This window comes from Pseudolabrys sp. Root1462, from assembly GCF_001426945.1.
GTDB lineage: Bacteria > Pseudomonadota > Alphaproteobacteria > Rhizobiales > Xanthobacteraceae > Pseudolabrys.
Genome location: NZ_LMFS01000003.1, coordinates 412,148 through 437,119, shown reverse-complemented (window position 1 = coordinate 437,119; position 24,972 = coordinate 412,148). Strand labels below are relative to the sequence as shown.

Annotated in this window: 23 protein-coding genes; 12 read left to right on the top strand and 11 right to left on the bottom strand. The window is 63.7% G+C overall.

Annotated elements, in window-relative coordinates:
* Positions 1–221: 221 nt before the first annotated feature.
* The 3 genes from sucD to mdh form a co-directional block, all read right to left on the bottom strand.
* The gene (gene sucD / locus ASD45_RS18840) at positions 222–1,109 is read right to left on the bottom strand and encodes a succinate--CoA ligase subunit alpha (RefSeq protein WP_056913213.1); all 888 of its coding nucleotides are present in this window, start codon (positions 1,107–1,109) and stop codon (positions 222–224) included.
* Entirely contained in the window at positions 1,109–2,308 is a 1,200-nt protein-coding gene (gene sucC, locus ASD45_RS18835; RefSeq protein ID WP_082541028.1) for an ADP-forming succinate--CoA ligase subunit beta, read from the bottom strand. The genes sucD and sucC overlap by 1 nt, the downstream gene beginning before the upstream one ends.
* Positions 2,309–2,414: 106 nt before the next feature.
* Positions 2,415–3,377, bottom strand: coding sequence for a malate dehydrogenase (gene mdh, locus ASD45_RS18830; protein ID WP_056913211.1), 963 nt, complete (start codon positions 3,375–3,377; stop codon positions 2,415–2,417).
* A 212-nt stretch (positions 3,378–3,589) separates the two neighbouring features.
* On the opposite strand from mdh, the gene ASD45_RS18825 reads away from it, so the two are divergent.
* Positions 3,590–4,846 carry a divalent metal cation transporter gene (locus ASD45_RS18825; protein ID WP_056913210.1) on the top strand — a complete coding sequence of 419 codons (1,257 nt, stop codon included), beginning with the start codon at positions 3,590–3,592 and terminating at the stop codon, positions 4,844–4,846.
* A 93-nt stretch (positions 4,847–4,939) separates the two neighbouring features.
* Positions 4,940–6,604, top strand: coding sequence for an alpha-amylase family protein (locus ASD45_RS18820; RefSeq protein WP_056913209.1), 1,665 nt, complete (start codon positions 4,940–4,942; stop codon positions 6,602–6,604).
* A 4-nt stretch (positions 6,605–6,608) separates the two neighbouring features.
* Here ASD45_RS18820 and ASD45_RS18815 read toward each other — a convergent pair whose 3' ends face one another.
* Together ASD45_RS18815 and zapE are read right to left on the bottom strand one after the other, a co-directional pair.
* Positions 6,609–8,189 (bottom strand): alpha-amylase family glycosyl hydrolase, encoded by a 1,581-nt coding sequence (locus ASD45_RS18815; protein WP_056913208.1) that lies wholly within the window; start codon positions 8,187–8,189, stop codon positions 6,609–6,611.
* Positions 8,190–8,333: 144 nt separating this feature from the next.
* Positions 8,334–9,506, bottom strand: a complete 1,173-nt coding sequence (gene zapE, locus ASD45_RS18810; protein WP_056913207.1) for a cell division protein ZapE — start codon at positions 9,504–9,506, stop codon at positions 8,334–8,336.
* A 326-nt stretch (positions 9,507–9,832) separates the two neighbouring features.
* Here zapE and ASD45_RS18805 point away from each other — a divergent pair, with 326 nt between their 5' ends.
* The gene (locus tag ASD45_RS18805; protein ID WP_162249466.1) at positions 9,833–10,408 is read left to right on the top strand and encodes a GNAT family N-acetyltransferase; all 576 of its coding nucleotides are present in this window, start codon (positions 9,833–9,835) and stop codon (positions 10,406–10,408) included.
* A gap of 7 nt (positions 10,409–10,415) precedes the next feature.
* Here ASD45_RS18805 and thpR read toward each other — a convergent pair whose 3' ends face one another.
* Together thpR and ASD45_RS18795 are read right to left on the bottom strand one after the other, a co-directional pair.
* The gene (thpR, locus tag ASD45_RS18800) at positions 10,416–10,955 is read right to left on the bottom strand and encodes an RNA 2',3'-cyclic phosphodiesterase (protein WP_056913205.1); all 540 of its coding nucleotides are present in this window, start codon (positions 10,953–10,955) and stop codon (positions 10,416–10,418) included.
* A 116-nt stretch (positions 10,956–11,071) separates the two neighbouring features.
* Positions 11,072–11,665: an arylesterase gene (locus ASD45_RS18795; RefSeq protein WP_348271243.1), complete on the bottom strand. Its 594-nt coding sequence runs from the start codon at positions 11,663–11,665 to the stop codon at positions 11,072–11,074.
* A gap of 103 nt (positions 11,666–11,768) precedes the next feature.
* On the opposite strand from ASD45_RS18795, the gene ASD45_RS18790 reads away from it, so the two are divergent.
* The 3 genes from ASD45_RS18790 (at position 11,769) to ASD45_RS18780 (ending at position 16,037) form a co-directional block, all read left to right on the top strand.
* Positions 11,769–12,461: an ABC transporter ATP-binding protein gene (locus ASD45_RS18790; protein WP_056913204.1), complete on the top strand. Its 693-nt coding sequence runs from the start codon at positions 11,769–11,771 to the stop codon at positions 12,459–12,461.
* The gene (locus ASD45_RS18785; protein WP_056913203.1) at positions 12,458–15,004 is read left to right on the top strand and encodes an ABC transporter permease; all 2,547 of its coding nucleotides are present in this window, start codon (positions 12,458–12,460) and stop codon (positions 15,002–15,004) included. The genes ASD45_RS18790 and ASD45_RS18785 overlap by 4 nt, the downstream gene beginning before the upstream one ends.
* Positions 15,005–15,266: 262 nt before the next feature.
* A complete protein-coding gene (locus ASD45_RS18780) occupies positions 15,267–16,037 on the top strand; it encodes a Bax inhibitor-1/YccA family protein (protein ID WP_056913202.1) in 771 nt (256 codons plus the stop codon).
* Between the two features lie 55 nt (positions 16,038–16,092).
* Here the strand turns inward: ASD45_RS18780 and ASD45_RS18775 are convergent, their stop codons facing one another.
* Entirely contained in the window at positions 16,093–16,716 is a 624-nt protein-coding gene (locus ASD45_RS18775; RefSeq protein ID WP_056913201.1) for a glutathione S-transferase N-terminal domain-containing protein, read from the bottom strand.
* 122 nt (positions 16,717–16,838) lie between these two features.
* On the opposite strand from ASD45_RS18775, the gene ASD45_RS18770 reads away from it, so the two are divergent.
* Positions 16,839–17,360 carry a GNAT family N-acetyltransferase gene (locus ASD45_RS18770; protein ID WP_056913200.1) on the top strand — a complete coding sequence of 174 codons (522 nt, stop codon included), beginning with the start codon at positions 16,839–16,841 and terminating at the stop codon, positions 17,358–17,360.
* Positions 17,361–17,374: 14 nt separating this feature from the next.
* Here the strand turns inward: ASD45_RS18770 and ASD45_RS18765 are convergent, their stop codons facing one another.
* From ASD45_RS18765 to acnA, 3 genes are all read right to left on the bottom strand, one after another.
* A complete protein-coding gene (locus tag ASD45_RS18765) occupies positions 17,375–17,758 on the bottom strand; it encodes a DUF2794 domain-containing protein (RefSeq protein ID WP_056913199.1) in 384 nt (127 codons plus the stop codon).
* A gap of 421 nt (positions 17,759–18,179) precedes the next feature.
* Positions 18,180–18,953, bottom strand: a complete 774-nt coding sequence (locus ASD45_RS18760) for a DUF1223 domain-containing protein (protein ID WP_056913198.1) — start codon at positions 18,951–18,953, stop codon at positions 18,180–18,182.
* A gap of 209 nt (positions 18,954–19,162) precedes the next feature.
* On the bottom strand, positions 19,163–21,868 hold the full coding sequence (gene acnA / locus ASD45_RS18755; RefSeq protein WP_056913197.1) for an aconitate hydratase AcnA: 2,706 nt from the start codon (positions 21,866–21,868) through the stop codon (positions 19,163–19,165).
* A 268-nt stretch (positions 21,869–22,136) separates the two neighbouring features.
* On the opposite strand from acnA, the gene ccmA reads away from it, so the two are divergent.
* From ccmA to ASD45_RS18730, 5 genes are read left to right on the top strand one after another with little or no spacing between them, the layout of a single operon-like run.
* On the top strand, positions 22,137–22,760 hold the full coding sequence (gene ccmA, locus ASD45_RS18750) for a heme ABC exporter ATP-binding protein CcmA (protein ID WP_056913196.1): 624 nt from the start codon (positions 22,137–22,139) through the stop codon (positions 22,758–22,760).
* Complete coding sequence (gene ccmB / locus ASD45_RS18745) at positions 22,757–23,425, top strand: heme exporter protein CcmB (protein ID WP_056913195.1); 669 nt, start codon at positions 22,757–22,759, stop codon at positions 23,423–23,425. Before ccmA ends, ccmB begins: the two co-directional genes overlap by 4 nt.
* 57 nt (positions 23,426–23,482) lie before the next feature.
* The gene (locus ASD45_RS18740) at positions 23,483–24,208 is read left to right on the top strand and encodes a heme ABC transporter permease (RefSeq protein ID WP_056913194.1); all 726 of its coding nucleotides are present in this window, start codon (positions 23,483–23,485) and stop codon (positions 24,206–24,208) included.
* Positions 24,205–24,384 (top strand): heme exporter protein CcmD, encoded by a 180-nt coding sequence (ccmD, locus tag ASD45_RS18735; protein ID WP_056913193.1) that lies wholly within the window; start codon positions 24,205–24,207, stop codon positions 24,382–24,384. Before ASD45_RS18740 ends, ccmD begins: the two co-directional genes overlap by 4 nt.
* Complete coding sequence (locus ASD45_RS18730) at positions 24,381–24,971, top strand: DsbE family thiol:disulfide interchange protein (RefSeq protein WP_056913192.1); 591 nt, start codon at positions 24,381–24,383, stop codon at positions 24,969–24,971. Before ccmD ends, ASD45_RS18730 begins: the two co-directional genes overlap by 4 nt.
* The last annotated feature ends 1 nt before the right edge of the window (position 24,972 follow it).

Sequence of the window (24,972 nt, the reverse complement as noted above, 5' to 3'; positions counted from 1 at the left end):
ATGAACATGGGATCATTTCTTATAGGCGGCCCGTTTTGACGGGCCCGGAGTTCTCCGGACCGCCCCTTTGGGCTCCCTCTCAAATGGTAGTCGGCGATGGCTCCCGCCAGCCTCAAAGACGGAAAGCCGCGGGCTCCGAAAATGCATTCGGCCCGGAGGCCGAAGCCCCCGGGCCGATGGAACCCGACTGCCGGACGTGCCGGCCGCTATGTTGCGAACACCTACTTGCCCTTCAGCACTTCCATCAACGTCTTGCCGATGCGGGCCGGCGATGGCGATACCCTGATGCCGGCCGCTTCCATCGCCGCGGACTTCGACTTCGCGTCGCCCTTGCCACCGGAGATGATCGCGCCGGCATGACCCATACGACGGCCGGGAGGCGCCGTGACGCCGGCAATGAAGCCGACCATCGGCTTCTTGCGGCCGCGTTTGGCTTCGTCGATCAGAAATTGCGCGGCGTCTTCTTCCGCCGAGCCGCCGATCTCGCCGATCATGACGATCGACTCGGTCTTCGGATCGCCGAGGAATTTCTCGAGCATGTCGATGAATTCCGTGCCCTTGACCGGATCGCCGCCGATGCCGACCGCGGTGGTCTGGCCGAGACCTTCACGTGTCGTCTGGAACACCGCTTCATAGGTCAGCGTGCCGGAGCGCGACACGATGCCGACCGAACCCGGCTTGAAGATGTTGCCCGGCATGATGCCGATCTTGCATTCTCCGGCGGTCATCACGCCCGGGCAGTTCGGCCCGATGAGGCGCGACTTCGAGCCCGACAGCGACCGCTTCACCTTGACCATGTCCATCACCGGAATGCCTTCGGTGATGCAGACGATGAGCGGGATCTCGGCCTGGATCGCTTCACAGATCGCGTCGCCGGCGCCCGGCGGCGGCACGTAGATCACCGAGGCGTCACAGCCGGTCTTTTCACGCGCTTCGGCGACGGTGTCGAACACCGGCAGATCGAGATGCGTCGAGCCGCCTTTGCCGGGCGAAGTGCCGCCGACCATCTTGGTGCCGTACTTGATGGCCTGCTCGGAATGGAAGGTGCCGTTCTTGCCGGTGAAGCCCTGGCAGATGACCTTGGTGTTCTTGTCGATGAGGATGGACATTACGCAGCCTCCTTCACCGCTTTGACAATCTTCTGCGCGGCATCGTCGAGGTCGTCACCCGAAGTGACGTTGAGCCCCGACTCCTTGATGATCTTTTTGCCCAACTCGACGTTCGTGCCTTCGAGACGAACGACCAGCGGCACTTTGAGGCCGACTTCCTTCACGGCAGCAACGACGCCTTCGGCGATGACATCGCATTTCATGATGCCGCCGAAGATGTTGACCAGGATGCCCTTCACGTTCGGATCGGAGGTAATGATCTTGAACGCCGCGGTCACCTTGTCCTTGGTCGCCGAGCCACCGACGTCGAGGAAGTTCGCCGGCTCCATGCCATACAGCTTGATGATGTCCATCGACGCCATGGCGAGGCCGGCGCCGTTGACCATGCAGCCGATCTGGCCGTCGAGCGCGATGTAGTTGAGGTCGTATTTCGACGCCTCGACTTCCTTCTCGTCTTCTTCGGTGATGTCGCGCAGCGCGATCACATCGGGATGGCGGTAGAGCGCGTTGTCATCGAAGCCGACCTTGGCGTCGAGGCAAATGATCTTGGCGTCCTTGGTGACGACCAGCGGATTGATCTCGAGCAGCGCCATATCCTTGTTGGTGAAGGCGGCGTAGAGCTTCGGCAGGATTTCGCCGATCTGCTTGGCAAGATCGCCGGTTAGGTTCAGCGCCTGCGCGACGCGGCGGGCGTGGTGCGGCATGAAGCCGGTCGCCGGATCGACCGAGAAGGTCAGAATCTTGTCGGGCGTGTCATGCGCCACCTGTTCGATATCCATGCCGCCTTCGGTCGAGACGACGAAGGCGACACGCGAGGTTTCGCGATCAATCAGCGCCGACAGGTAGAACTCCTTGTCGATCGCCGAACCTTCTTCAATGTAGAGGCGGTTGACGACCTTACCCTTCGGCCCCGTCTGATGCGTCACCAGCGTCGATCCGAGGATGCGGGTCGATTCCTTCTTCACGTCATCGACGGATTTGACGACCTTGACGCCACCGGCCTTGCCGCGGCCGCCGGCATGGATCTGGGCTTTCACCACCCAGACCGGCCCGCCCAGATCGTTGGCCGCCTTGATCGCTTCATCGACAGTGAAGGCGGGGATGCCGCGCGGCACCGGGACGCCGAATTCTTTCAGAACTGCCTTGGCTTGGTACTCGTGGATATTCATCCGGCTCTCCCCAACTGCTCGCGCTGTCATGCCCCGCTCGCGCGGGGCATCCAGTTATTTCACAATTCTCGCGTCGCGAACTCCGACGCTGACAGTTACTGGATCGCCCGCTTGCGCGGGCGATGACAGCAAAGAGCTATGCCAAAGTCGGCGCGATTTTCTTGCAGGCCTCGACCAAGCCCTGCACCGAGCCAACCGACTTTTCGAACGCGCTGCGCTCGGCGCCGCTGAACTCGACCTCGACGATGCGCTCCACGCCCTTGGCGCCGATCACCACCGGCACGCCGACATAGAGATCCTTCACGCCATATTCGCCATTGAGCCAGGCGGCGCAGGGCAAAACGCGCTTCTTGTCGAGCAGATAGCTCTCCGCCATGGCGATCGCCGAAGCAGCCGGTGCGTAGAAGGCCGAGCCGGTCTTGAGCAGGTTGACGATCTCGGCGCCGCCATTGGCGGTGCGCTTGACGATCTCGTCGATGCGGGCCTGTGTGGTCCAGCCCATCTTGACCAGATCCGGCACCGGAATGCCGGCGACCGTCGAGTAGCGCACCAGCGGCACCATCGTGTCGCCGTGGCCGCCGAGCACGAAGGCGGTGACGTCTTCAACCGAGACGTTGAATTCGTCGGCGAGAAAGTAGCGGAAGCGGGCCGAGTCGAGCACGCCGGCCATGCCGACGACCTTCTGCTGCGGCAGGCCGGCCGACTTCTGCAGCGCCCAGACCATGGCATCGAGCGGGTTGGTGATGCAGATCACGAATGCGTTCGGCGCATACTTGGCGATGCCGGCACCGACCTGGCCCATGACCTTCAGATTGATGTCGAGCAGGTCGTCGCGGCTCATGCCGGGCTTGCGCGGCACGCCAGCGGTCACGATGCAGACATCGGCGCCTTCGATCGCTTCATAGGAGTTGGCGCCGGTGAAACGGGCGTCGAACTTGTTGACCGGCGAAGACTGGGCAATGTCCAGAGCCTTGCCTTGCGGGGTGCCTTCCATGACGTCGAACAAAACGACGTCGCCCAATTGCTTGAGGCCGACCAGATGGGCCAGCGTGCCGCCGATCTGGCCAGCGCCGATCAATGCGATTTTATTACGCGCCATGATGGGAAAACTCTTTGCTGCTGCCGCGGAGCGCGGCCGGCGCTGGCTTAGCCATTTTGCTGTGATGCAGCAACATTTCCCCCCGGAATTCTTATCGTGTATACATTATACCAGCATCGGTTACGACGAAAGTCCAGCGCTGATTTGATCCATCTGCGGATGGCCCGGGTCTCATGCGCTAAGGTCGCGCGATAACGACCGGGGGGATTGCCGTGCGGCCGGTTCATCTTTCAGCGAAGGCGGTGTGGCGCGCGCTCGGCCCCGGGCTGGTCACCGGCGCGGCGGACGACGACCCGAGCGGCATCGCGACATACTCACAGGCAGGCGCACAGTTCGGCTATGCGCTTTTGTGGAGCCTGTTTCTCACGCTGCCGTTCATGGCCGCCATTCAGATCATCAGCGCGATGATCGGCTGGCAGACCCGGCGCGGACTTTCGGCCAACATCGCGCGCACGATGCCGCGCGCGGTGCTGTACCCGCTGATCGGTTCGCTGCTGGTGGCCAACACGCTCAACATCGCCGCTGACCTTGCCGCGATGGGCGAGGCCCTGCGGCTCGTCGTTGGCGGTTCCGCTCTGGTCTTTGCGGTGATGTTCGGAATCTTCTGCCTGACGGCGGAGATATTCGTGCCTTATCATCGCTATGCCGGCGTTTTGAAACTCATGACCATGGTGCTTCTGTTTTACGTCGCGGCCGCGTTCAGCGTGAACGTGCCGTGGGGTGAAGTCGCAGTTGCGACCTTCATGCCAACGCTGTCGTTCGACCGCGATTTAATGCTGATGGTGGTGGCGGTGTTCGGCACGACCATCAGCCCGTATCTCTTCTTCTGGCAGGCCTCCCAGGAAGCGGAAGAATCACGGCTCAGCCATCGCCGGCTTCTTGCGGCCGCCGGGAAAACGGATGCGCTTCGCGCAATCTCGATCGATACCTGGGTCGGCATGTTCTTTTCGAATCTGATCGCTTTCTTCATCATCGTGACGACGGCCGCGACGCTGCACGCCAGCGGCATCACCCGCATCGACACGGCGACGCAAGCGGCTGAGGCGCTGCGGCCGGTCGGCGGTCCCTTTGCCTTTGCTCTGTTCGCGCTTGGCATTATCGGCACCGGGCTTCTGGCCGTGCCGGTCCTGGCGGGCTCCGCGGCCTACGCTGTGGCCGATGTTTTCAAATTGCCGGGCAGCCTCGAACTACCCTTCAATCGCGCCATCGGCTTTTACGCCATCGTAGCCGCCGCGACTTTGGGCGGCGCCGCGCTCGCCGTCACCAGCATCGATCCGATCGCAATGCTGTTCTGGACCGCGGTGGTCAACGGCGTCGTCGCCGTACCGATCATCGTGGCGATGATGGTTGTGGCCACCAGCAAGCGCGAAGCGAAATTGACGCTGCCGCGATGGCTGATCGTTGTCGGCTGGTTCGCCGCGGCGCTGATGACCGGCGTCGTCGGAATGCTGATTTGGACCAGCCTCTAGGCCGCTTTCGGCCCGCCGCAGCAACATTCGCGGGAACTCTTGCGGTGGCCCGGCTTTAACGCGTGACTTTTCACGCGTGCGAGGCATCCCGCGATGATCAAGGACCTCTGGTACAAGAACGCCGTCATCTACTGCCTGTCGGTCGGCACTTACATGGACGCCAACGGCGATGGCATCGGCGACTTCTCCGGCCTGATGCGCAGGCTCGATTATCTCAACGGGCTCGGCGTTTCCGCAATCTGGCTGATGCCGTTCCAGGCTTCGCCCGGCCGCGACAACGGCTACGACATCTCGGATTACTACAGCGTCAATCCGGCTTACGGCACGCTCGGCGACTTCGTTGAATTCACGCATGCCGCCAAACAGCGCGGCATTCGTGTGCTGATCGACCTGGTCGTCAATCACACCTCCGACCAGCACCCATGGTTCAAGGAGGCGCGGCGCGACCCGAAGTCGAAACACCGCGACTGGTACGTCTGGTCGAAGAAGAAGCCGACCAACGCCAACAAGGGCATGGTGTTTCCCGGCGTTCAGAAATCCACCTGGACGCACGATCCCGTCGCAAAGGAATACTATTTCCACCGATTCTACGATTTTCAGCCCGACCTCAACACCTCGAACCCGGAAGTGCTGGCCGAGATCCTGCGCATCATGGGCTTCTGGATTCAGCTCGGCGTCTCGGGCTTTCGTATGGACGCCGTGCCTTTCGTGATTTCCACCAAGGGCGCCGACGTCAAGAAGCCGCGCGAGCAATACGCCATGCTGCGCGACCTGCGCGAATTCCTGCAATGGCGGGTCGGCGATTCGATGATCCTGGCCGAAGCCAATGTGCTGCCCAGCACGGACATGCAGTATTTCGGCGACGACGGCGACCGCATGCACATGATGTTCAACTTCCAGGTCAACCAGAACCTGTTTTATGCCCTCGCCTCGGCGGATACCAAACCGCTGATCCGCGCCATGGACAAGACGAAGAAGCGACCGCACAGCGGCCAATGGGGCATGTTCCTGCGCAATCACGACGAACTCGATCTCGGCCGTCTGAGCGAAAAACAGCGCCAGACGGTGTTCGATGCCTTCGGACCCAATAAGGAAGACCAGCTCTACGATCGCGGCATCCGCCGGCGATTGGCGCCGATGCTCGGTGGCGACCGCCGCCGTCTCGAGCTCGCCTACAGCCTGATGTTCACGCTGCCGGGCACGCCCGTGCTGCGTTACGGCGACGAACTCGGCATGGGCGACGACCTGTCACTGCCGGAACGCGAATGTTGCCGGACGCCGATGCAATGGTCCACCGAACCGCATGGCGGCTTCACCAAGAGCGACAAGCCGATCATGCCGGTGATCGGCCACGGGCCCTACGGCTACGAGCACGTCAACGCGGCCTTCCAGCGCCGCGACCCCAACTCCATGCTGAACTGGATCGAGCGCATCATCCGCATGCGCAAGGAAGTGCCCGAGGTCGGCTGGGGCGACTTCGAAGCCCTCAATGTCGGCAACGATGCCGTGCTCGCCCTGCGTTACGACTGGCGCAACAATTCGGTTCTGTTCCTGCATAATTTCGCCGCCGAGCCGATCGAGGTGGAGTTCAAGACCGGCCTTGCCGACCAGCGCGGCGCCAGGCTGGTCAATCTGCTCGGCGACGAGCACAGCGAGGCAAAGAAGAACGGCAAGCATTGCGTCTGTCTGGAGAGTTACGGTTATCGCTGGTACCGCGTCGGCGGCCTCGATTACCTGCTCAACCGAAGCGACGTCTGAGACTCTACGGCCGCAGCACCAGCCCCTCGTTCGCGCGCAACAGCGGTTCCGCAAGACGTCCTTGTCGATCCATTGATGTCGACAGCAGGACCTCTGCTTCGGCCAGATGGTCCGGCAACGGCTGTGGCTCATGATCGAGATTGAGCGCCACTATCAGCCGCTCATCGCCGAACGAACGCTCAAAGATTAGCATATCAGCGTCGGAGGAGATGAGCGTGAAGCTGCCGCTGCTCAAGGCGAGATGCTGTCGGCGCAGGTCCAGCAGCGCGCGATAGAGGTTGAGCAGCGATTGCGGCTGCGCGCGCAACGCCTGCACGTTCATGCGCGCATAATCCGCATCGAGCGGCAGCCACGGCTTGTCCGCCGTGGTGAAGCCGGCATTGCGGCCGGCATCCCATTGCATCGGCGTGCGCGAGGGATCGCGGCCGAGTCCGAGGCCCGGCTCGTTCTTTTCCCACGGATCCTGCACCGCATCGGGCGGAATCGTGACGCGGCCGAGACCCAGCTCGTCGCCGTAGTAAAGCGTCGGCGTGCCGCGCAAGGTCAGCAGCAGCATCGCCGCGACACGGGCCTGCGCGGCGCCGATGCGAGCCGCGATGCGCGGTTGGTCGTGATTGCCGAGCACCCAATTCGGCCAGCCGCCGGGCGGCAGGTTTCGTTCATAGTCCTCGATCAGCCGCGCGATCGTCGGCGCGTTCCAGGCGGCGAGGATGAGCTGGAAATTGAACGGCATCTGCGCGCCGGCGAGATCCTTGCCGTAATAGGTCACCAGCTTTTCGACCGGAAGATAGATTTCCCCGATCAGCACGCGCTCGTGGTAGCGATCGAGCAAGCGGCGCATGTCGGCAATGATGTCATGCACCTCCGGCTGGTCGGCATTGTGAATGTTCAGCGTCCGGCGGTGCTCGGATTGCCCGGGCTCCCAGCCCGGATTCACGGGATTATCGCGCAGCGCTTCATCTTTGATCAGCAGCCAGATGACATCGACGCGAAAACCGTCGACGCCGCGCTTGAGCCAGAAGTCGAGCACGGCATACATCGCCGCCCGCACCTCGGGATTGCGCCAGTTGAGATCGGGCTGCTGGCGCAGAAAGCTGTGCAGGTACCACTGCCGGGTCACGGCATCGAAGGTCCAGGCCGGACCGCCGAATTGCGACAACCAGTTGTTCGGCGGCGCGTCGCCGGATTTGCCGTCGCGCCAGACGTACCAGTCGCGCTTCGGATTATCGCGCGACGACCTGCTTTCGCGAAACCACGGATGCTGGTCGGAGGTGTGGTTCGGAACGAAGTCGAGAATCACCTTGAGCTTGCGCGCATGGGCATCGGCGACCAGCGCGTCGAACGCCGCCAGCGAGCCGAACAGCGGGTGGATATCGCAATAGTCCGCCACGTCGTAGCCGAAGTCGGCCATCGGTGAGGGAAAGATCGGCGAGATCCAGAGGGCATCGACGCCGAGCCAGGTCAGGTAATCGAGCCGGCTGCGAATGCCGTCGAGATCGCCGACGCCGTCGCCATTACTGTCCTGAAACGAGCGCGGGTAGATCTGGTAGATCGTCCCGCTCTGCCACCACAACGGCTCCGGCATCGGCCCTCCGGCGAATCAAGCGCCCGGAGGTAGGACGCCACAGAAGCGTGAATGTTCCGCGACGGTTTCGGTCAGCATCATCCTTGCCGCGGATGGCGTATTGCAAGCGCTTGCGACGAAAGACGCGCGGGCCGCCCGTAACCCTCAGGTATCGACGATCCGCGCCAAATCGACATTCTCCGCCGTGCGCGGGCCATGCGGCAGGCCGAGATAGGATTGCGAGCGCATTTCGAACAGCCGCGACGCGGTGCGCTTGAACTCGTTGGCTTCGTAGCCTTCGGTACCCGTATAGAGCTCCTCCGGCGAGGCCTCTGCGGAGGCCAGCAGCTTGACGGCATGGTCGTACATCGTGTCGACCAGGATGATGAAGCGTTTGGCTTCGTTGCGGCGCGACTGGTCCATCACCGGAATGCGGTCGATGATCAGGGTGTGGAATTCGAGCGCGATCTTGATGAAGTCCGATGCCCCGAGCGGCTGCTCGCACAAATCGGCGAAATCGAAGCGCGCGACGCCCATGGCCGCCTTCGGCACCTTGACGATACGGCCCTTGACGATGAGCTCGTGCGGCGCGCCTTCGGCATGGCCGACCAGATTGTGCCATGCCTTGTCGAGCGCTGCTTCGGCCTTGGCGTCCGGCGGCACATACCAGGCGGTGACGCCGGTGAGCTTCTCCAGCCGGAAATCGGTGCGCGCCTCGAGCCGCACCACTTCGCATTGCTGCTCGAGCAGCTTCAGGAACGGCACGAACAGAGCGCGGTTCAGTCCGTCTTTGTAGAGGTCGCGCGGCGCCAGATTCGAGGTCGCCACCATGACGATGCCGCGCTCGAACAATTTGGTGAACAAGCGGCCGAGGATCATCGCGTCGGCGATATCGGTGACATGGAATTCGTCGAAACACAGAAGCTGCGTCTCGTCGGCGATCTCGTCGGCGGCGTGCAGAATCGGATCCTGATCCGGCACCTTGCCGTCCTTGATCGCTTGGCGAAAATGATGAACGCGCTCGTGCACCTCGGCCATGAATTCATGAAAGTGGGCGCGCTTCTTCTTTTCGACCGCGCTCGATTCGCAGAACAGGTCCATCAGCATGGTCTTGCCGCGGCCGACCTCGCCATGAACGTAGAGGCCCTTCACGGTGCCGACATTGGCCTTCTTGCCGAAAAGCCAGCCGAGCGAAGACGACTTGCGCGCGAGCCGCCGTTCTTCCAGCCGCCCCTCGAGCGCGGCGAAATGCCGGGCGAGTTCCGCCTGCGCCGGGTCGGCCTCGATTTTTCCGGAGGCAACCAGCGCCGCGTAACGGCGGGAAAAGGTCTCAGGCATTCTTGGGCATGTTGGATGGGCGCCAGATGCGGGCCGAAGGGCTGTCAGGCGCACTGCTAAGGCCAACGGCCGTCACTGTAAATGGCCGTTCGGCGCGCCATGATACCGGCCCTGCCGGTATCATGGGAGGGCTCTCGGCCGGTTTTGATGTTGCAGTGCGAGTTCCGCGCAATTCATTGTTAGTTATTCGTTTTTTGCAATCGTGCTCTCCGCAGCCGACGGTGGGTAGTGGTTGTTTTGTTGCAGTGCACCAATATATGTATGCCAACAAATGCGTCGGCAGGCGAGGTGGGGCCAACCGGCGATTTGACTAAAGGATGATGACGATGAACGACCCCCTCCCCGGCGGCGGCCTGCTGCGCAAATTATGGCCGACCGAGACCGAGGCGTACCGTGACCACCTGCTGCGGCTCGATGCCGAGAGCCGCAACACCCGGTTTTCCGGCGCGGTCGCCGACGAATTCATCGCCAAGCATGCCGAAAGCATCCGCGACTTCGGCGTCATCGTGCACGGCTTCTTCGTCGATGGCGTGCTGCGCGGGGCCTGCGAATTGCGTCCGCTCGGGCCGCTGTTCGGCCATGAAGCCGAGGCTGCTTTCTCGATCGAAAAGGACTGGCAGAGCCACGGTGTGGGCACCGCGCTGCTTGAGCGCACCCTGCTGTCGGCGCGCAACCGCGGCATCCGCCTGCTGCGCATGGACTGCCTCGCGGCCAACCGCCGCATGCAGCAATTGGCGCGCAAGTTTGAAGCGGACTTCACTTTCGATTTCGGCTGCGTCGTCGGCGAAGTGAAGGCGCCGCGTTCGACGCCGCTGTCCATCGCCCGTGAGGTGATGGCCGACGCCCAGGACATGACCTCTGCCATGTTCGACGCGCAACTCCGCTTATTCCACGCGGCCTGATCGGCGATCACGCGCCGATCAACGGATACTCTTCTTCCACCACATAAGGCCCGCCGCCGGTCGAGGCGCGCGACGAGAACAGCACGAAGCGCGTGACCGGGAACGGCGCGGTGCGGAAGAAGCCGCGCGCGGCAAGATAGTCCGCGACATCGAGGCTCGACGTGGCGCGCAGGCGCGCCAGCGTCACATGCGGCGTGAATTTGCGTGTCTCCGGCGCGAGACCGATGCGGCGCATCAGCCGTTCGTGCTCCAACTGCAATTCCGCCAAGGCCGGCTCCGCCGCGACCGCGGCAAACACCGCGCGCGGCCTTCGGCCGCCGAAAGCATCCAACCCTTCGAAATGCAGGTCGAACGCGGGCTTGCGCACCTCCGCCAGAATCGAGGCGGCGTCATTGGCCGTGCGATCATCGATATCGCCGAGGAAACGCAAAGTGACGTGATAGTTCTCGGCATCGATCCAGCGTGCGCCGTGCAGGCCGCCGCGCAGCGTCGACAGCGCTTGCGCGATGCCTGCGGGGATTTCGATGCCGGTGAAGAGCCGGGGCATGATTGTCTTTTTAGCACTCTCGCATTTCTCGTCATGGCCGGGCTTGTCCGGCCATCCTCACCTAGACCCGATTAAAGGAAGACGTGGATGCCCGCACAAGGCCAGGCACGACAGACTTATTTCGTCTTCGCCTTGGCAATCAACTCTTCCACCTTCGGCAAGATGTTCTTCACGATCACATCGACGCCCTGCGGGTTAGGGTGCATGCCGTCGCGCTGATTGAGCTTGTCGTCGGCGGCGACGCCATCGAGGAAGAACGGATAGAAGATGCTGCCATGCGCCTTGGCCAAATCCGGAAAGATGGCGTCGAATTTTGCGACATAGTCCGGTCCCATGTTCGGCGGTGACTTCATGCCGGCAAGCAGAACCGGGATCTTGCGGGTGTCGACTTTGGTCAGGATCTGATCCAGCGCCGACCGGGTGACATCGGGACTGACGCCGCGCAACGCGTCATTGGCGCCAAGTTCGAGAATCACCGCATCGGCATCGGGCGGCACTGACCAGTCGAACCGTTCGAGGCCGCCGGTCGCGGTGTCGCCGGAGACGCCGGCATTGATCATCGTGGTCGCGTAACCCTTGGCTTTCAGTGCCGCCTGCAGCTTGCTCGGAAAGGCATCCTGCACCTCGAGGCCGTAGCCGGCGCTGAGCGAATCGCCGAGCACCACGATTTTCACGGCGTTGTCGACCGCAGCGGCCGGGACGGGTGCCAAAACACTCCAGATTGTCAATAAAATCGCCGGCAAGATTGCCGCAGCCCGCTGGACGGGGCCGAATATTTCCCCATATGAGGATGATCGAATTCGGTGGAAAATCATGAAAGCACCTTCTGAGCCGACGCCGGCCATCGCGCTGTCCGGCGTCAATCTCTCGCTTGGGCAAGGAGCTGCCCGCGTTCATATCCTCAAGGACATCGCCCTCAATATAGGCAGAGGCGAGGCAATTGGCCTCGTCGGTCCGTCCGGCTCCGGCAAATCGACGCTGCTGATGGTGATGGCCGGGCTCGAACGCGCCGACACCGGCACTGTCACGGTTGCCGGCGAGTCCCTTGGCGCGCTCAGCGAGGATGAACTGGCGCGCTTCCGCGGCCGCAATGTCGGCATCGTATTCCAGTCCTTTCACCTCATTCCAACCATGACGGCGCTCGAGAATGTCGCCGTGCCGCTGGAGCTTGCCGGCGTCGATGACGCGCTGGACCGCGCCAGGGCCGAACTCGACCTGGTCGGTCTCGGCCATCGTCTGCAGCATTATCCGGCGCAATTGTCGGGTGGCGAGCAGCAGCGCGTCGCGGTCGCCCGTGCGCTGGCGCCCGATCCGTCGATTCTGGTCGCCGACGAACCGACCGGCAATCTCGATGAGGACACCGGCAAACAGATCGTCGAGCTTCTCTTCACCGGCTACGAGAAACACGGCGCGACGCTTGTGCTCGTCACACACGATCCGGCGCTGGCGCAGAAATGCGGCCGCGTCGTGCGCCTGCGCTCGGGGCACGTCGAGACCTCGGCATGACAGCCTCACGCTGGCTCCCGCTCCGCTACGCACTGCGCGAAATGCGTGGCGGCCTCAGCGGTTTTTACATCTTCATCGCCTGCATCGCGCTCGGCGCCATGTCGATCGCCGGTGTCGGCTCGCTGGCGGCCAGCCTGTCGGACGGCCTTGCCCGCGAAGGCCGCGTCATTCTCGGCGGCGACCTGTCATTCAATCTGATTCAGCGCGAAGCCAAGCCGGAGGAGACGGCATTTCTCAAAAGCCACGGCGAAGTCTCGACCACGGCCAGTCTGCGCGCCATGTCACGCACCGAAAGCGGCGATGCGACCCTGGTCGAGCTCAAAGCCGTCGACAAAGCCTACCCGTTGTTCGGCGCGGTGACGCTCGATCCCGCCGGCTCGCTTGATGACGCCTTGGCCAAGCGCGACGGCGTTTACGGCGCAGTCGCCGACCCGACGCTGCTGGCACGGCTGGCCATCGCGCCCGGCGCACGTATCACTGTCGGCAATACCGAGTTCATCATTCGCGCCGCGCTCGCCAACGAGCCGGACAAACTCGCCGTCGGCATCGGCTTCGGCCCGCGGCTACTGGTCAGCGATGAAGCGCTGCGGGCCACCGGGCTGTTGCAACCAGGCAGTCTGGTTCGCTGGCGCTATCAATTGAAGCTGCCGGGCGACGGAAACGACCAGACTGTCAAAGCCGTCACCGCCGAGGCTCGCGCCAAACTTCCTGAAGCCGGCTGGGAAATCCGCAACCGGACCAATGCCTCGCCGCAGTTCGAACGCAATGTCGAGCGCTTCACCCAATTCCTCACGATCGTCGGCCTCACCGCGCTGCTGGTCGGCGGCGTCGGCGTCGGCAATGCCGTGAAAAGCCACCTCGATCGCAAGCGAGCGACCATCGCCACGCTCAAGGCATTGGGCGCCAGCGGCCGCCGCGTCTTCGCCATCTACCTGACACAGGTCGTCATTCTGGCGCTGATCGGCGGCGTCATCGGCGCCGTGCTCGGCGCCATCCTGCCTTTCGCGGTGGTCTGGACATTCGGCGCCATCATTCCGTTGCCGATCGTGCCGGCGGTGCATGCGCCCGAACTCGTGCTGTCGCTGGTCTATGGCCTGCTCACCGCATTGGCTTTCGCGCTGTGGCCGCTTGGCCGGGCCCATGACGTGCCGGTCGGCGCGCTGTTCCGCGATGTCGTCGCCGCACAACCGGCCTGGCCGCGCCGCGTCTACGTTGCGTTGACCGCGCTCGCGGTGCTTGCGCTCGGCACGCTCGCCGTGCTGCTCGCCTATGATCGGCGTGTCGCGCTCATCTATGTCGGCGTCGCGGCGGTCGTGTTCCTGCTGCTACGCCTCGTCGGCTCCCTGGTAATGACGATCGCGCGCCACGCGCCGCGCGCCCGCTCGACCGGCCTGCGCATGGCGATCGCCAACATTCATCGTCCGGGCGCGCTGACGCCCACCATCGTGCTGTCGCTCGGCCTCGGCATCGCGCTGCTCGTTACCGTGATCGAAATCGACGGCAATCTGCGCAACCAGTTCGCCAACGAATTGCCAGCCAAGGCGCCGGCGTTCTACTTCCTCGATATTCCGTCGGACAAGGCGCCGGCTTTCGACGCCTTCGTCGCCAAACAGGCGCCCGACGCCAAGCTCGAAGAAGTGCCGATGCTGCGTGGCCGCATAGTCTCGGCAAAAAAAGTCGAAGCGCAGAACCTCAAACCTACCGAGGAGGCTGCCTGGGTGCTGCAGAGCGACCGCGGCATCACCTACTCAACCGTGGTGCCGAACGGCTCCCGGCTGGTCGAAGGCCAATGGTGGGCGCCGGATTATAACGGACCGCCACTGGTCTCGTTCGAGAAGAAGATCGCCGACGGCCTCGGCCTCAAGATCGGCGACAGCATCACCGTCAACGTGCTCGGCCGCAACATTACCGCGACCATCGCCAATCTGCGCACCGTGGACTGGCAGAGCCTGAGCATCAACTTCGTCCTGGTGTACTCACCGCATGTATTCGACGGCGCGCCGCACACACGGCTCGCAACGCTGACCTTCCCGGACGGCAAAGCATCCACGGCCCAGGAGAACGGCATCATCCGCGCGCTCGCGCAGGATTTCCCGATGGTGACCACCGTGCGCGTCAAGGACGCACTCGACGCCATCGGCGAGCTGGTCGGCAATCTTGTGCTGGCGATCCGCGGCGCGTCGGCCTTGACGCTGCTGGTCGCGGCGCTCGTGCTCGGCGGCGCGCTCGCCGCCGGCCATCATCATCGCGTCTATGACGCCGTCATTCTCAAAACGCTCGGCGCTACACGGCTGCGCCTCGTCGGTGCCTACACCATCGAGTATCTCCTGATCGCGGCGGCGACGGCCCTGTTCGGCGTGTTGAGCGGCACCGTAGCGGGCTGGCTGATCGTCACCGAGCTGATGCACCTGCCCTTCGTCTGGCAACCGGCGTCCGCGCTTGGCGCCACGCTGGTCGCGGTGCTGGTCACGGTGGCGCTCGGGCTGGCCGGCACATTCTCGGCGCTTGGCCAGAAACCGGCTCCAGTGCTTCGCAATCTGTAAGGCTAACACCTTGGTCCGGCAGCGACATTCAGCCGCGCCGGGGGCGCCGCGGGCATTCAAGCCTTGTTTTTGCGCGAGAATCCGGCCGCCAGTGATAGGTTAATATTCGGCAATGTGAGGCGGTCATTGTCGGGCCATATCTGGCGCGGATCGTCGCCAGCGATTACATTCACGACACGAGCGCAGCGGTCAAAGCCGATGCGCCAGACGTGAGCCGGCACCGTCACCTGACAATCGCCGGCGCATAGAGAGGGAAACTTCGATGTCGGATTTCGACCGTAACGTAGCCGCCCGCGGCTTCGGCGCCGCCGGACAAGCGGCCGCGATCGATGCAGGCCTGCGGGCCTACATGCTTCGCGTCTACAACTACATGGCCGCCGGCGTCGCTCTAACCGGCGTCGTCGCCTACTTCGCCTATCAGATGGCCGGTGGTGACGCGATCCGCCTGACCGCGGGTGGCGTCGTTGGCGCAACAGCGTTCGGCCAGGCGCTGCTCGGCGGCTTCACGCCGATCATCCTGATGCTCGTGACGCTGGGCATCGTGTTCTTTCTGAGCTTCCGCGTGCACACGCTGCAGCCTTCGACGGCGTTCGGCCTGTTCATGCTGTACGCCGGCCTGCTCGGCCTCGCGCTGATGTCGATCCTCGTGATCTACACCGGCTCGTCGGTGGCCCGTACGTTCTTCATCTCGGCCGCCTCGTTCGGCGCGCTGAGCCTGTACGGCTACACCACGCAGCGTGACCTGTCGCCGATCGGCTCGTTCCTGATCATGGGCCTGTTCGGCATCATCCTGGCCTCGCTGGTCAACATCTTCCTCGGCAGCCAGGGCCTCGCCTTCGTGATCTCGATCGTGGGCGTCCTGATCTTCGCCGGCCTGACCGCCTGGGATACCCAGAAGATCAAGGAGATGTACTCGGCCAATGATGACGGCACCGTTGCCGGCCGCAAGGCAGTGATGGGCGCGCTGACGCTCTACCTCGACTTCATCAACCTGTTCCTGTTCATGCTGCGCTTCCTCGGCGATCGCCGCTAAGCCTCCAACGAACAGCTACAAGATCGAACGCCCCGGCCGAAAGCCGGGGCGTTTTTTACGCCTTGAGCGCGAACTCTTCCGCGATCGCGGCCGCCACGTTCGGCCGCGCCGCCATCCGGGCGCGGTGATCGATCACCTTGGGATAGCGCGCCGGATCGACGCCGTCCCCCTCGAGCCACTGCGCAACCGTGAACAGGTAGGCGTCGGCGATCGAATAGGCCTCGCCCATGACCCACGGGCCGGCGATCTGGGTCTCGACGTAGTCGTAACAGGCCCCGACCGACTGCGGCACCTTGCGCTTCATCGCCTCGATGGCTTCAGGCTCATCGGCCCAGCGCGAGCCGCGCATGCGGTGAGCATGCGCCACATGCAGCGTCGAGCACAGATAGCTGTTGAACTCCTGCACCTTGGCGAAGCGGAACGGGTCGGTGGGCGCCAGCCGGGCCTGCGGATAGGCCTGCGCCACGTAAGCAAGGATCGCCGGCGTCTCGGTGAGGATCCCCTCGGGCGTCACCAGAGCCGGCACGCGGCCCTTGGGATTGAGGGCCAGATAGGCGGCCGAACGCTGCTGGGTCGTGGCAAAATCGATGCGGTGGAGGCGATAATCGGCGCCGGCGTCCTTGAGCGCGATGTGCGAGGCCAGCGCGCAGGTGTCCGTGGCGTAGTAGAAGGTGAGCATGCGTTGTCTCCCCGGAGCGTCTATTGGATGCGACTGGACGCCGCTTGATCCAACGATATTCTTTGATCGCTGCTATCGTTTCCCATGATCCCGCCGAATCCGTAAGTGCCGTGAGCAATGGAATGACCCTGTCGATCCGACCGACCACGCCCGCCGATATCCCGGCCATCGCCCGCATCTACGCCCACGCCGTCCGCACCGGCACGGCGACCTTCGAGCTCGAGCCGCCGGACGAGGCCGAAATGCTGCGCCGCTATGAGAAACTGCGCGCCGGGCCATTCCCCTACATCGTCGCCGAGATCGACGGCGCGGTCGCCGGCTACGCCTATGCCGGACCGTTCCGCGAGCGGCCCGCCTATCGCTTCACCGTCGAGGATTCGATCTACATCGCGCCCGAGATGCAGAAGCGCGGTGTCGGCAAGGCGCTGATGGAGGAACTGATAAAACGCGCCGAACAGGCCGGCTTCCGGCAAATGATGGCGGTGATCGGCGACTCGAACCAGGCCGGCTCGATCGCGTTGCACAGGTCGTGTGGCTTTCGCGACGCCGGCGTGTTCAAGGCGGTCGGCTACAAGTTCGGTCGCTGGCTCGACACCGTGCAGATGCAACTGCCGCTCGGCAAAGGCGACACCGCGGCGCCTTGAGATCAGGCGTGGCCTCAACGCGCGTAAGCGAGTTGCGGCTTGTCGAGCACGCGCAGCACGCGGTCGAGTTCGGGACCGCGGCGCAGAATCAAGCCGGTCGCCGAGATGACGCTGTAGGCGCCCTGCTTTTGCGCCAGCTTCGGATTCTTCTCGATGCGATAGAGCGGCACTTCCGATGCGCGGCGGAACACCGAGAACACCGCGCGGTCTCTCAGGAAGTCGATGGCGTAGTCGCGCCATTCGCCGGCGGCGACCATGCGGCCATAGAGATCGAGAATGCGGTAGAGCTCGCGGCGGTTGAAGGTCACCTGATTGAGCAAATTCGCGGGGGCGGCCGGGTTGCGGTTGCCGCTCCCCGACGATGCGCTGGGATCGGTATCGCCGGAAACGAAGGTCATGCGGCCTCCCTGTGCTGGGCTTTGATGATTGCGCCGCAGTGCGACGACGGCAAGCCCCTGATTTCACGGGGCTGATCGGCAAACATACTGCTGAAAACGGCCGAAAAGACCGCGCATGCCATCACGAACTCGTCAATTCCTCCCACAATAAGGCCCTATTTCGGTCAAGTGCCGGTCATGAGCCCTTGGGATAAATCAACCGTTGCCTCAAGGCCCGGTCCGGTTCGATCTCCGGATTCCTCAGCCCCCCAGCCCCCCGGGGATCTTCGGACCGGGCCGATTGAGTTCAAGTTGAGTAGCGTTCGATTCAATCCCCTATGCCTTCGGGCCGGCTAACGCCGGCCCGATTTTTTTTGTGGCGCAGCAAACGCGCAAAGACGCGCGCGGACAATCCGCACGCGTCAGCCAAGTTCGAAAGAGATCAGAGAGCGGGCGCGTCCTTCAACGCGACGGAGGCGGCGCCGACCATGAGGCCCGGCTTGTCCGCGCTGCCGTCCTGCAGGAGCACGACCAGACGATCGATGTCCTCGAGCGGCAGGTTGGCATTCGGCAGTTGGTTCAGCGCGATGCTGAAACTTTCCGCCTTGCCGCTCCAGGTGCCGAGCTTAACCCAGCGTCGCACCACGTTGTAATAGGTCAGCGCCTTGCCGCTGTTCTCACCGCGACCGACCGCGACTTGAATCTTGCCGGTGACCGGACACAGCCAGACTTCGGCGCCGGCACCATCGACCGCGCCGGCCGGCACTTCGACGACGACCTTGCCGCCCTGAATTTTCATCGACACTGGCACTGAGAGCGGCTTGCCGCTCGAGCGGCTGTCGGCGATGGCCTTCTCGATCGCGATCTTGTCGCTGCCGAGGGCATGGACGACGCCGTTGACCACGGCTTGCGGCGTGTAAACGGCGCGATCGCCGCGCGCCACCGAATAGGCCCGCTGGCGGTTGGCGTGACCATGCAGGGCCAGCGTGTCCTTCCAGCCGAGATAATCCCAGTAATCGACCGGCAGGCTCAGCGCGATGACCGAAGGATCGTGCGCCAGCGAGCCGAGCAGCTTGTCGGCCGGCGGGCAAGACGAGCAACCCTGGCTGGTGAACAGCTCGACCACCGCCTTGGGTTCGGCAGCGGCGAGCGGACTGGTGACGACCAGCGACACGCAGACAGCGACGAGGGCGAGGCTCAGGCGGCGCAATTCCATAGCGGCACGATCCACAATCCAGGCTCGACCCAACCCGCGGCCGACGAGGCATCGCGGCGAACTTGCCGCTTCAATGCAACCGGCTGGTCTCGAATCGAGCGCTCCACCCCCCGGCTGGGCCCGTGGCCATTATATGGGTGAAAAGTAAATCACCCGCCACTCACTTCGCAGTGAGGGGCGGGTGATTTGAAGCTGCAGCGCGTACGGTTTTACGCGGCGAGGTGGCGCAGCACGTATTGCAGAATGCCGCCGCTACGGAAGTACTCCAGTTCGTCGAGCGTATCGATGCGGCAGACCAGCGGCACCTTCTTGACGCTGCCGTCGGCGAACGTGATTTCGGCGGTCAGTTTCTGCCGCGGCTTGAGGTCGCCCTCGAGGCCGCGGATCGAGACCTTCTCGTCGCCCTTGAGCCCGAGCGACTGCCACGAGGTTCCTTCCTCGAAGTTGAGCGGTACGACGCCCATGCCGACCAGATTCGAGCGGTGGATGCGCTCGAAGGACTGGGTGATCACGGCGCGGATGCCGAGCAGCACCGAGCCCTTGGCCGCCCAGTCGCGCGACGAACCGGTGCCGTATTCCTTGCCGGCGAAGACGACGAGCGGAACCTTCTCGGCCTTGTACTTCATGGCCGCGTCGTAGATCGTCATCTTTTCCTTGTCGGGATAGTGCAGCGTGAAGCCGCCTTCGACGCCGGGCACCATCTGGTTCTTGATACGGATGTTGCCGAAGGTGCCGCGCATCATGACCTGGTGATTGCCGCGACGCGTGCCGTACTGATTGAAGTCCTTCGGCCGCACCTGATGATCGCGCAGGTATTCGCCCGCCGGGCTCGATTCCTTGATCGAACCGGCCGGCGAAATGTGGTCGGTGGTGATCGAGTCGAGGAACAGGCCGAGCACGCGCGCATCGACGATGTCGTTGATCGGCACTTCCTTGCGCTGCATGCCTTCGAAGTAGGGCGGGTTCTGCACGTAGGTCGAACGGTCGTCCCAGGCGTAAGTGAGACCGCCCTTGACCGCGATCTTGCGCCAGTTGGCGTCGCCCTTGAAAACGTCGGCGTACTTCTTGGCGAAGATCTTCTTCGTCACGTTCTTGGCGACGAAAGACGCGATCTCCTTGTTGGTCGGCCAGATGTCCTTGAGATAGACCGGCTTGCCCTTCTGGTCGGTACCGAGGGGATCCTTGGCCAGATCGACATACATCGAGCCGGCCAGCGCATAGGCGACGACCAGCGGCGGCGACGCCAGATAGTTGGCGCGCACGTCGGCGTTGACGCGGCCTTCGAAGTTACGGTTACCGGACAGCACCGCCGCCGAGACCAGATCGTTCTTGTTGATCGCCTCGGAGATTTCTTCCGGCAGCGGACCGGAGTTGCCGATGCAGGTGGTGCAGCCGAAGCCGACCAGGTTGAAGCCGACCTTGTCGAGATCCTTTTGCAGACCGGCCTTTTCGAGATATTCGGCGACGACCTGCGAGCCGGGCGCCAGCGACGTCTTGACCCACGGCTTGGCCTTCAGGCCCTTGGCCGCCGCCTTGCGGGCGAGCAAACCGGCGCCGATCATCACGCTCGGGTTCGAGGTGTTGGTGCAGGAGGTGATGGCGGCGATGACAACGTCGCCATTGCCGAGGTCGTGCTTGCGGCCTTCGACCGGAACGCGCTTATGCAGCTCGTTCGCCTTGTTGTATTCCTTCTCCATCGCCTTGGTGAAACCGGCGGGCACTTCGCCGAGCGTGATCCGATCCTGCGGACGCTTCGGGCCCGACAGCGACGGCTGCACGGTGGCGAGGTCGAGCGTGAGGATGTCGGTGAACACGGGGTCCGGGGTACGCGCGGTGCGGTACATGCCCTGCGCTTTGGCATAGGCGGCGGCCAGCTTGACCACGTCGTTCGGACGACCGGTGTCCTTCAGATACTGGATGGCGTCGTCATCGACCGGCGAGAAGCCGCAGGTCGCGCCGTATTCCGGCGCCATGTTGGCGAGCGTCGCGCGATCGGCGACCGACAGATGCGTCAGGCCGGGACCGAAGAACTCGACAAACTTGCCGACCACGCCGCGGGCGCGCAGCATCTGCGTCACCGTGAGCACGAGGTCGGTCGCGGTCAGGCCTTCCTTGAGCTTGCCGTTGAGCTTGAAGCCGATGACTTCGGGCAGCGTCATCGACAGCGGCTGGCCGAGCATCGCGGCCTCCGCCTCGATGCCGCCAACGCCCCAGCCGAGCACGGCGACGCCGTTGACCATCGTGGTGTGCGAGTCGGTGCCGACCAGCGTGTCCGGATAGGCGACGGTCATTTCGGCGGTCTTCTTGCCGATCGTGACCTTGTCCTCCTTGGTCCAGACGACGCGCGACAGATATTCGAGGTTGACCTGGTGGCAGATGCCGGTGCCGGGCGGCACGACGCGGAAATTGTCGAACGAGCGCTGCGCCCATTTCAGGAAGGTGTAGCGCTCCTGGTTCTGCCGGTACTCTTCGTCGACGTTCATCTTGAACGCCTTGTTGTTACCGAAGAAGTTGACGTTGACCGAGTGGTCGATGACCAGATCGACCGGGATCAGCGGATTGATCTTCTTCGGATCGCCGCCGAAGTTCACCATGGCGTCGCGCATCGCGGCGAGATCGACCACCGCCGGCACGCCGGTGAAGTCCTGCATCAGCACGCGCGCCGGACGGAAGGCGAATTCATGCGTGGAGGTCTTCGACTTCATCCACTCGGCGACGGCCTTGATGTCTTCCTTGGTGACCGTCTGGCCGTCTTCGTTGCGCAGCAGGTTCTCGAGCAGAATCTTCATCGAGAACGGCAGGCGCGAGATGCCTTTCAGGCCGTTCTTTTCGGCGGTCGGCAGGCTGTAATAGGCGTAAGTCTTGCTGCCGACCTTGAGGGTCTTGGCGCATTTGAAGCTGTCGAGAGAGGTCATGATTGTGTTTCCATTCCCGGCGGGGGACGACGATTCTGGCTGGGCGCCCTTAGTGCTAAGCCATTGGCATGAAAGAGATATTCATCCAGCTTCGGCTCGGCAGCGCATTTTGCGATAGCGCAGCGCCGCATCGGCTGGCTTATAAGGTCTTTTCACGTCAGATGCCATAATGACTGGGATCATTCCAGAGTAAGAAGGCCGCGATTTTGATCGAGCAGTTGTTCCGAATCGTCACAAACGCCCGCGCGCGCGAGCGAAGGCCCTTTCGATGAAAAGCGATTCGGCGCAGCTCATCTGCGAGAGCCTCGCCTGTGAGCGCGGCGGGCGGCAGGTTTTCTCCGACGTCAGTTTCGCGGTACCGGCCGGCGAGGCCCTGATCGTCACCGGGCGCAACGGCTCCGGAAAATCGACCTTGCTGCGGGTCATCGCCGGGCTGCTGCGCGCCGCGGCCGGCCGGATCGAACTGTCCAGCGGCGTCGACGAGGCCAGCGTCGCCGAACAGGCGCACTATCTCGGTCATCTCGATGCCGCAAAACCGTCACTGACGGTCGCTGAAAACCTTCAGTTCTGGGCGCGCTTCCTTGGCGCCCCGGCGGCGGCATCGCTCGAACCCGCGCTCGAAGCGGTCGAACTGGCAACGCTCGCCGACCTGCCGGCCGCATATCTTTCGGCCGGGCAGAGGCGACGGCTGTCGATCGCGCGGCTTCTCGCGGTGAAACGTCCGGTGTGGCTGCTCGATGAGCCGACCTCGGCGCTCGACGCGCAATCGCAGGGTCGCCTCGCCGCCTTCATGCGCGACCATCTCGCCGGCGGCGGCATCATTGTCGCCGCGACCCATGGACCGATCGGGCTCGATCACCCGCGCGAATTGAAGATGGGGATCGGGAGATGACCGCCTTCACCAGCCTCCTGCTCCGCGACATGCGGTTGGCGACGCGCGTCGGCGGCGGCGCGCTGATGGGCGCATTGTTCTATTTCGTCGTCGTCTCGATGATCCCCTTCGCCATCGGTCCCGACCTCAACCTGCTGGCGCGGATCGGCCCAGCGGTGTTGTGGATCGGCGCGCTGCTGGCGAGCCTGCTCGCGCTCGACCGGCTATTCGCCAGCGACCATGACGACGGCTCGCTCGATCTGCTCACGATGGGCGCGTTACCGCTGGAGCTCACGGTGGCCGCCAAGGCCATCGCGCACTGGCTCACCACGGCACTGCCGCTGATCGTCATTACGCCGGTGCTCGGGCTGATGCTCAACGTCGACATGAACGCGATGGGCTATGTGGCGCTGACGCTGCTGGCCGGCACGCCGGCGCTGACCTTCATCGGGCTGATCGGCGCCGCACTGTCGGTCACCCTGCGCCGCGGCGGGCTGCTGATGGCGATCCTGGTGCTGCCGCTCACCGTCCCGGTGCTGATCTTCGGCGTCGCCGCGGCCAATGCGGCCATCGTCGGCCCCGCGCCGTTCGGCCCACCTTTCACCATTCTTTGCGCGCTTTCTCTGGCGAGCTTCGTACTCGGCCCCTTTGCCGCGGCTGCGGCCTTGCGGCAGGGTCAGGAGTGACCGAAGTTTGACCGACATCATTGCCCGCGCCCCGGCCGCTGATTAGAAGTCCGCCCCATGGCCATTATCGATCTTGCCAACCCGACGCGATTTCTGGCGCTCACCAACCGCGTGCTGCCGTGGCTCGCCGCGCTCACGGTGATCGTTTTCGCCTACGCGCTTTATCGCGTCGCCTACGCGCCGGACGACTATCAGCAGGGCGCCACGGTCAAGATCATGTTCCTGCACGTGCCGGCGGCCTGGCTCGCGATGATGGGCTGGGGCCTGATGACGGTCGCCGCCTTCGGCACTTTGGTGTGGCGGCATCCGCTCGCCGACGTCACGGCCAAGGCGGCCGCGCCGATCGGCGCCGCCTTCACGTTCATTTGTCTGGTCACCGGTTCGCTATGGGGCCGGCCGATGTGGGGCACCTACTGGGTGTGGGACGCGCGGCTGACCTCCGTCCTGGTGCTGTTCCTGCTCTATCTCGGCATGCTGGCGCTGTACTGGACCGCCGACGATCCGAACCGCTCGGCCAGAGCCGCGGCGATCCTGGCGCTGGTCGGCGCCATCAACATCCCGATCATCAAGTTCTCGGTCGACTGGTGGAATACGCTGCACCAGCCGGCCTCGGTGCTGCGCATGGGCGGCTCGGCGATCGATGCGTCGATCCTGGTGCCGCTCCTGGTCATGGCGCTGGCCTTTACGCTGCTGTTTCTGTTGCTGCTGCTGCTGGCGATGCGCAACGAAATTTTGCGCCGCCGCGTCCGCTCCATGCGCATGATGCAGGCAGCCTCCATATGAGTCTCGGACCGCATGCCAGCTTCATCGTCGCGGCTTACATCGTCACGGTCGTCGTGGTGATCGGACTGATTGCCTGGATCCTGCGCGACTACGCGGCGCAGCGGCGCATTCTCGGCGATCTCGAGCAGCGCGGCATCAAGCGCCGCTCGCAAACGCCACGTGGTGACGAAGCATGAGCTCCACCGCCGAAACACCGCGCAAGCGCTCGCGCAACTTCATCGTCCTGCTGCCGCTCGTCATCTTCATCGGCATCGCGGCGCTGTTCTATTTCGGCCTCGGCGCCGGCGATCCGTCGAAGCTGCCGTCGGCGCTGATCGGCAAGCCGGTGCCGGCGACCGATCTGCCGCCGATCAAGGATCTCGCGGTCAACGGCAAGCCGGTGCCCGGGCTGACGACCGACGCGCTCAAGGGCAACGTCACGCTGGTCAATGTGTGGGCGTCGTGGTGCGTGCCATGCCGCGACGAAGCGCCGTTGCTCGAGCAACTCGCCAAGGATACGCGCTTCAAGATGGTCGGCATCAACTACAAGGATGCGACCGATGACGCGCGGCGCTTCCTCAATCGCTTCGGCAATCCGTTCAGCGCCGTCGGCGCCGACGAGAAGGGCCGCACCTCGATCGACTGGGGCGTCTATGGCGTGCCGGAAACCTTCCTGATCGATCGCGACGGCAAGATCGCCTACAAACTGGTGGGGCCGATCACCGCGCAGAATATCGACGCGGTGCTCAAGCCGCAGCTCGAGAAAACGCTGGCGCAGAAGTAGC

Coding starts and splice junctions, on each gene's coding strand:
- sucD (WP_056913213.1), bottom strand. CDS start 1,109: ATGTCCATCCTCATCGACAAGAACACCAAGGTCATCTGCCAGGGCTTC.
- sucC (WP_082541028.1), bottom strand. CDS start 2,308: ATGACAGCGCGAGCAGTTGGGGAGAGCCGGATGAATATCCACGAGTAC.
- mdh (WP_056913211.1), bottom strand. CDS start 3,377: ATGGCGCGTAATAAAATCGCATTGATCGGCGCTGGCCAGATCGGCGGC.
- ASD45_RS18820 (WP_056913209.1), top strand. CDS start 4,940: ATGATCAAGGACCTCTGGTACAAGAACGCCGTCATCTACTGCCTGTCG.
- ASD45_RS18815 (WP_056913208.1), bottom strand. CDS start 8,189: ATGCCGGAGCCGTTGTGGTGGCAGAGCGGGACGATCTACCAGATCTAC.
- zapE (WP_056913207.1), bottom strand. CDS start 9,506: ATGCCTGAGACCTTTTCCCGCCGTTACGCGGCGCTGGTTGCCTCCGGA.
- ASD45_RS18805 (WP_162249466.1), top strand. CDS start 9,833: ATGAACGACCCCCTCCCCGGCGGCGGCCTGCTGCGCAAATTATGGCCG.
- thpR (WP_056913205.1), bottom strand. CDS start 10,955: ATGCCCCGGCTCTTCACCGGCATCGAAATCCCCGCAGGCATCGCGCAA.
- ASD45_RS18790 (WP_056913204.1), top strand. CDS start 11,769: ATGAAAGCACCTTCTGAGCCGACGCCGGCCATCGCGCTGTCCGGCGTC.
- ASD45_RS18785 (WP_056913203.1), top strand. CDS start 12,458: ATGACAGCCTCACGCTGGCTCCCGCTCCGCTACGCACTGCGCGAAATG.
- ASD45_RS18780 (WP_056913202.1), top strand. CDS start 15,267: ATGTCGGATTTCGACCGTAACGTAGCCGCCCGCGGCTTCGGCGCCGCC.
- ASD45_RS18775 (WP_056913201.1), bottom strand. CDS start 16,716: ATGCTCACCTTCTACTACGCCACGGACACCTGCGCGCTGGCCTCGCAC.
- ASD45_RS18770 (WP_056913200.1), top strand. CDS start 16,839: ATGACCCTGTCGATCCGACCGACCACGCCCGCCGATATCCCGGCCATC.
- ASD45_RS18765 (WP_056913199.1), bottom strand. CDS start 17,758: ATGACCTTCGTTTCCGGCGATACCGATCCCAGCGCATCGTCGGGGAGC.
- ASD45_RS18760 (WP_056913198.1), bottom strand. CDS start 18,953: ATGGAATTGCGCCGCCTGAGCCTCGCCCTCGTCGCTGTCTGCGTGTCG.
- acnA (WP_056913197.1), bottom strand. CDS start 21,868: ATGACCTCTCTCGACAGCTTCAAATGCGCCAAGACCCTCAAGGTCGGC.
- ccmA (WP_056913196.1), top strand. CDS start 22,137: ATGAAAAGCGATTCGGCGCAGCTCATCTGCGAGAGCCTCGCCTGTGAG.
- ccmB (WP_056913195.1), top strand. CDS start 22,757: ATGACCGCCTTCACCAGCCTCCTGCTCCGCGACATGCGGTTGGCGACG.
- ASD45_RS18740 (WP_056913194.1), top strand. CDS start 23,483: ATGGCCATTATCGATCTTGCCAACCCGACGCGATTTCTGGCGCTCACC.
- ccmD (WP_056913193.1), top strand. CDS start 24,205: ATGAGTCTCGGACCGCATGCCAGCTTCATCGTCGCGGCTTACATCGTC.
- ASD45_RS18730 (WP_056913192.1), top strand. CDS start 24,381: ATGAGCTCCACCGCCGAAACACCGCGCAAGCGCTCGCGCAACTTCATC.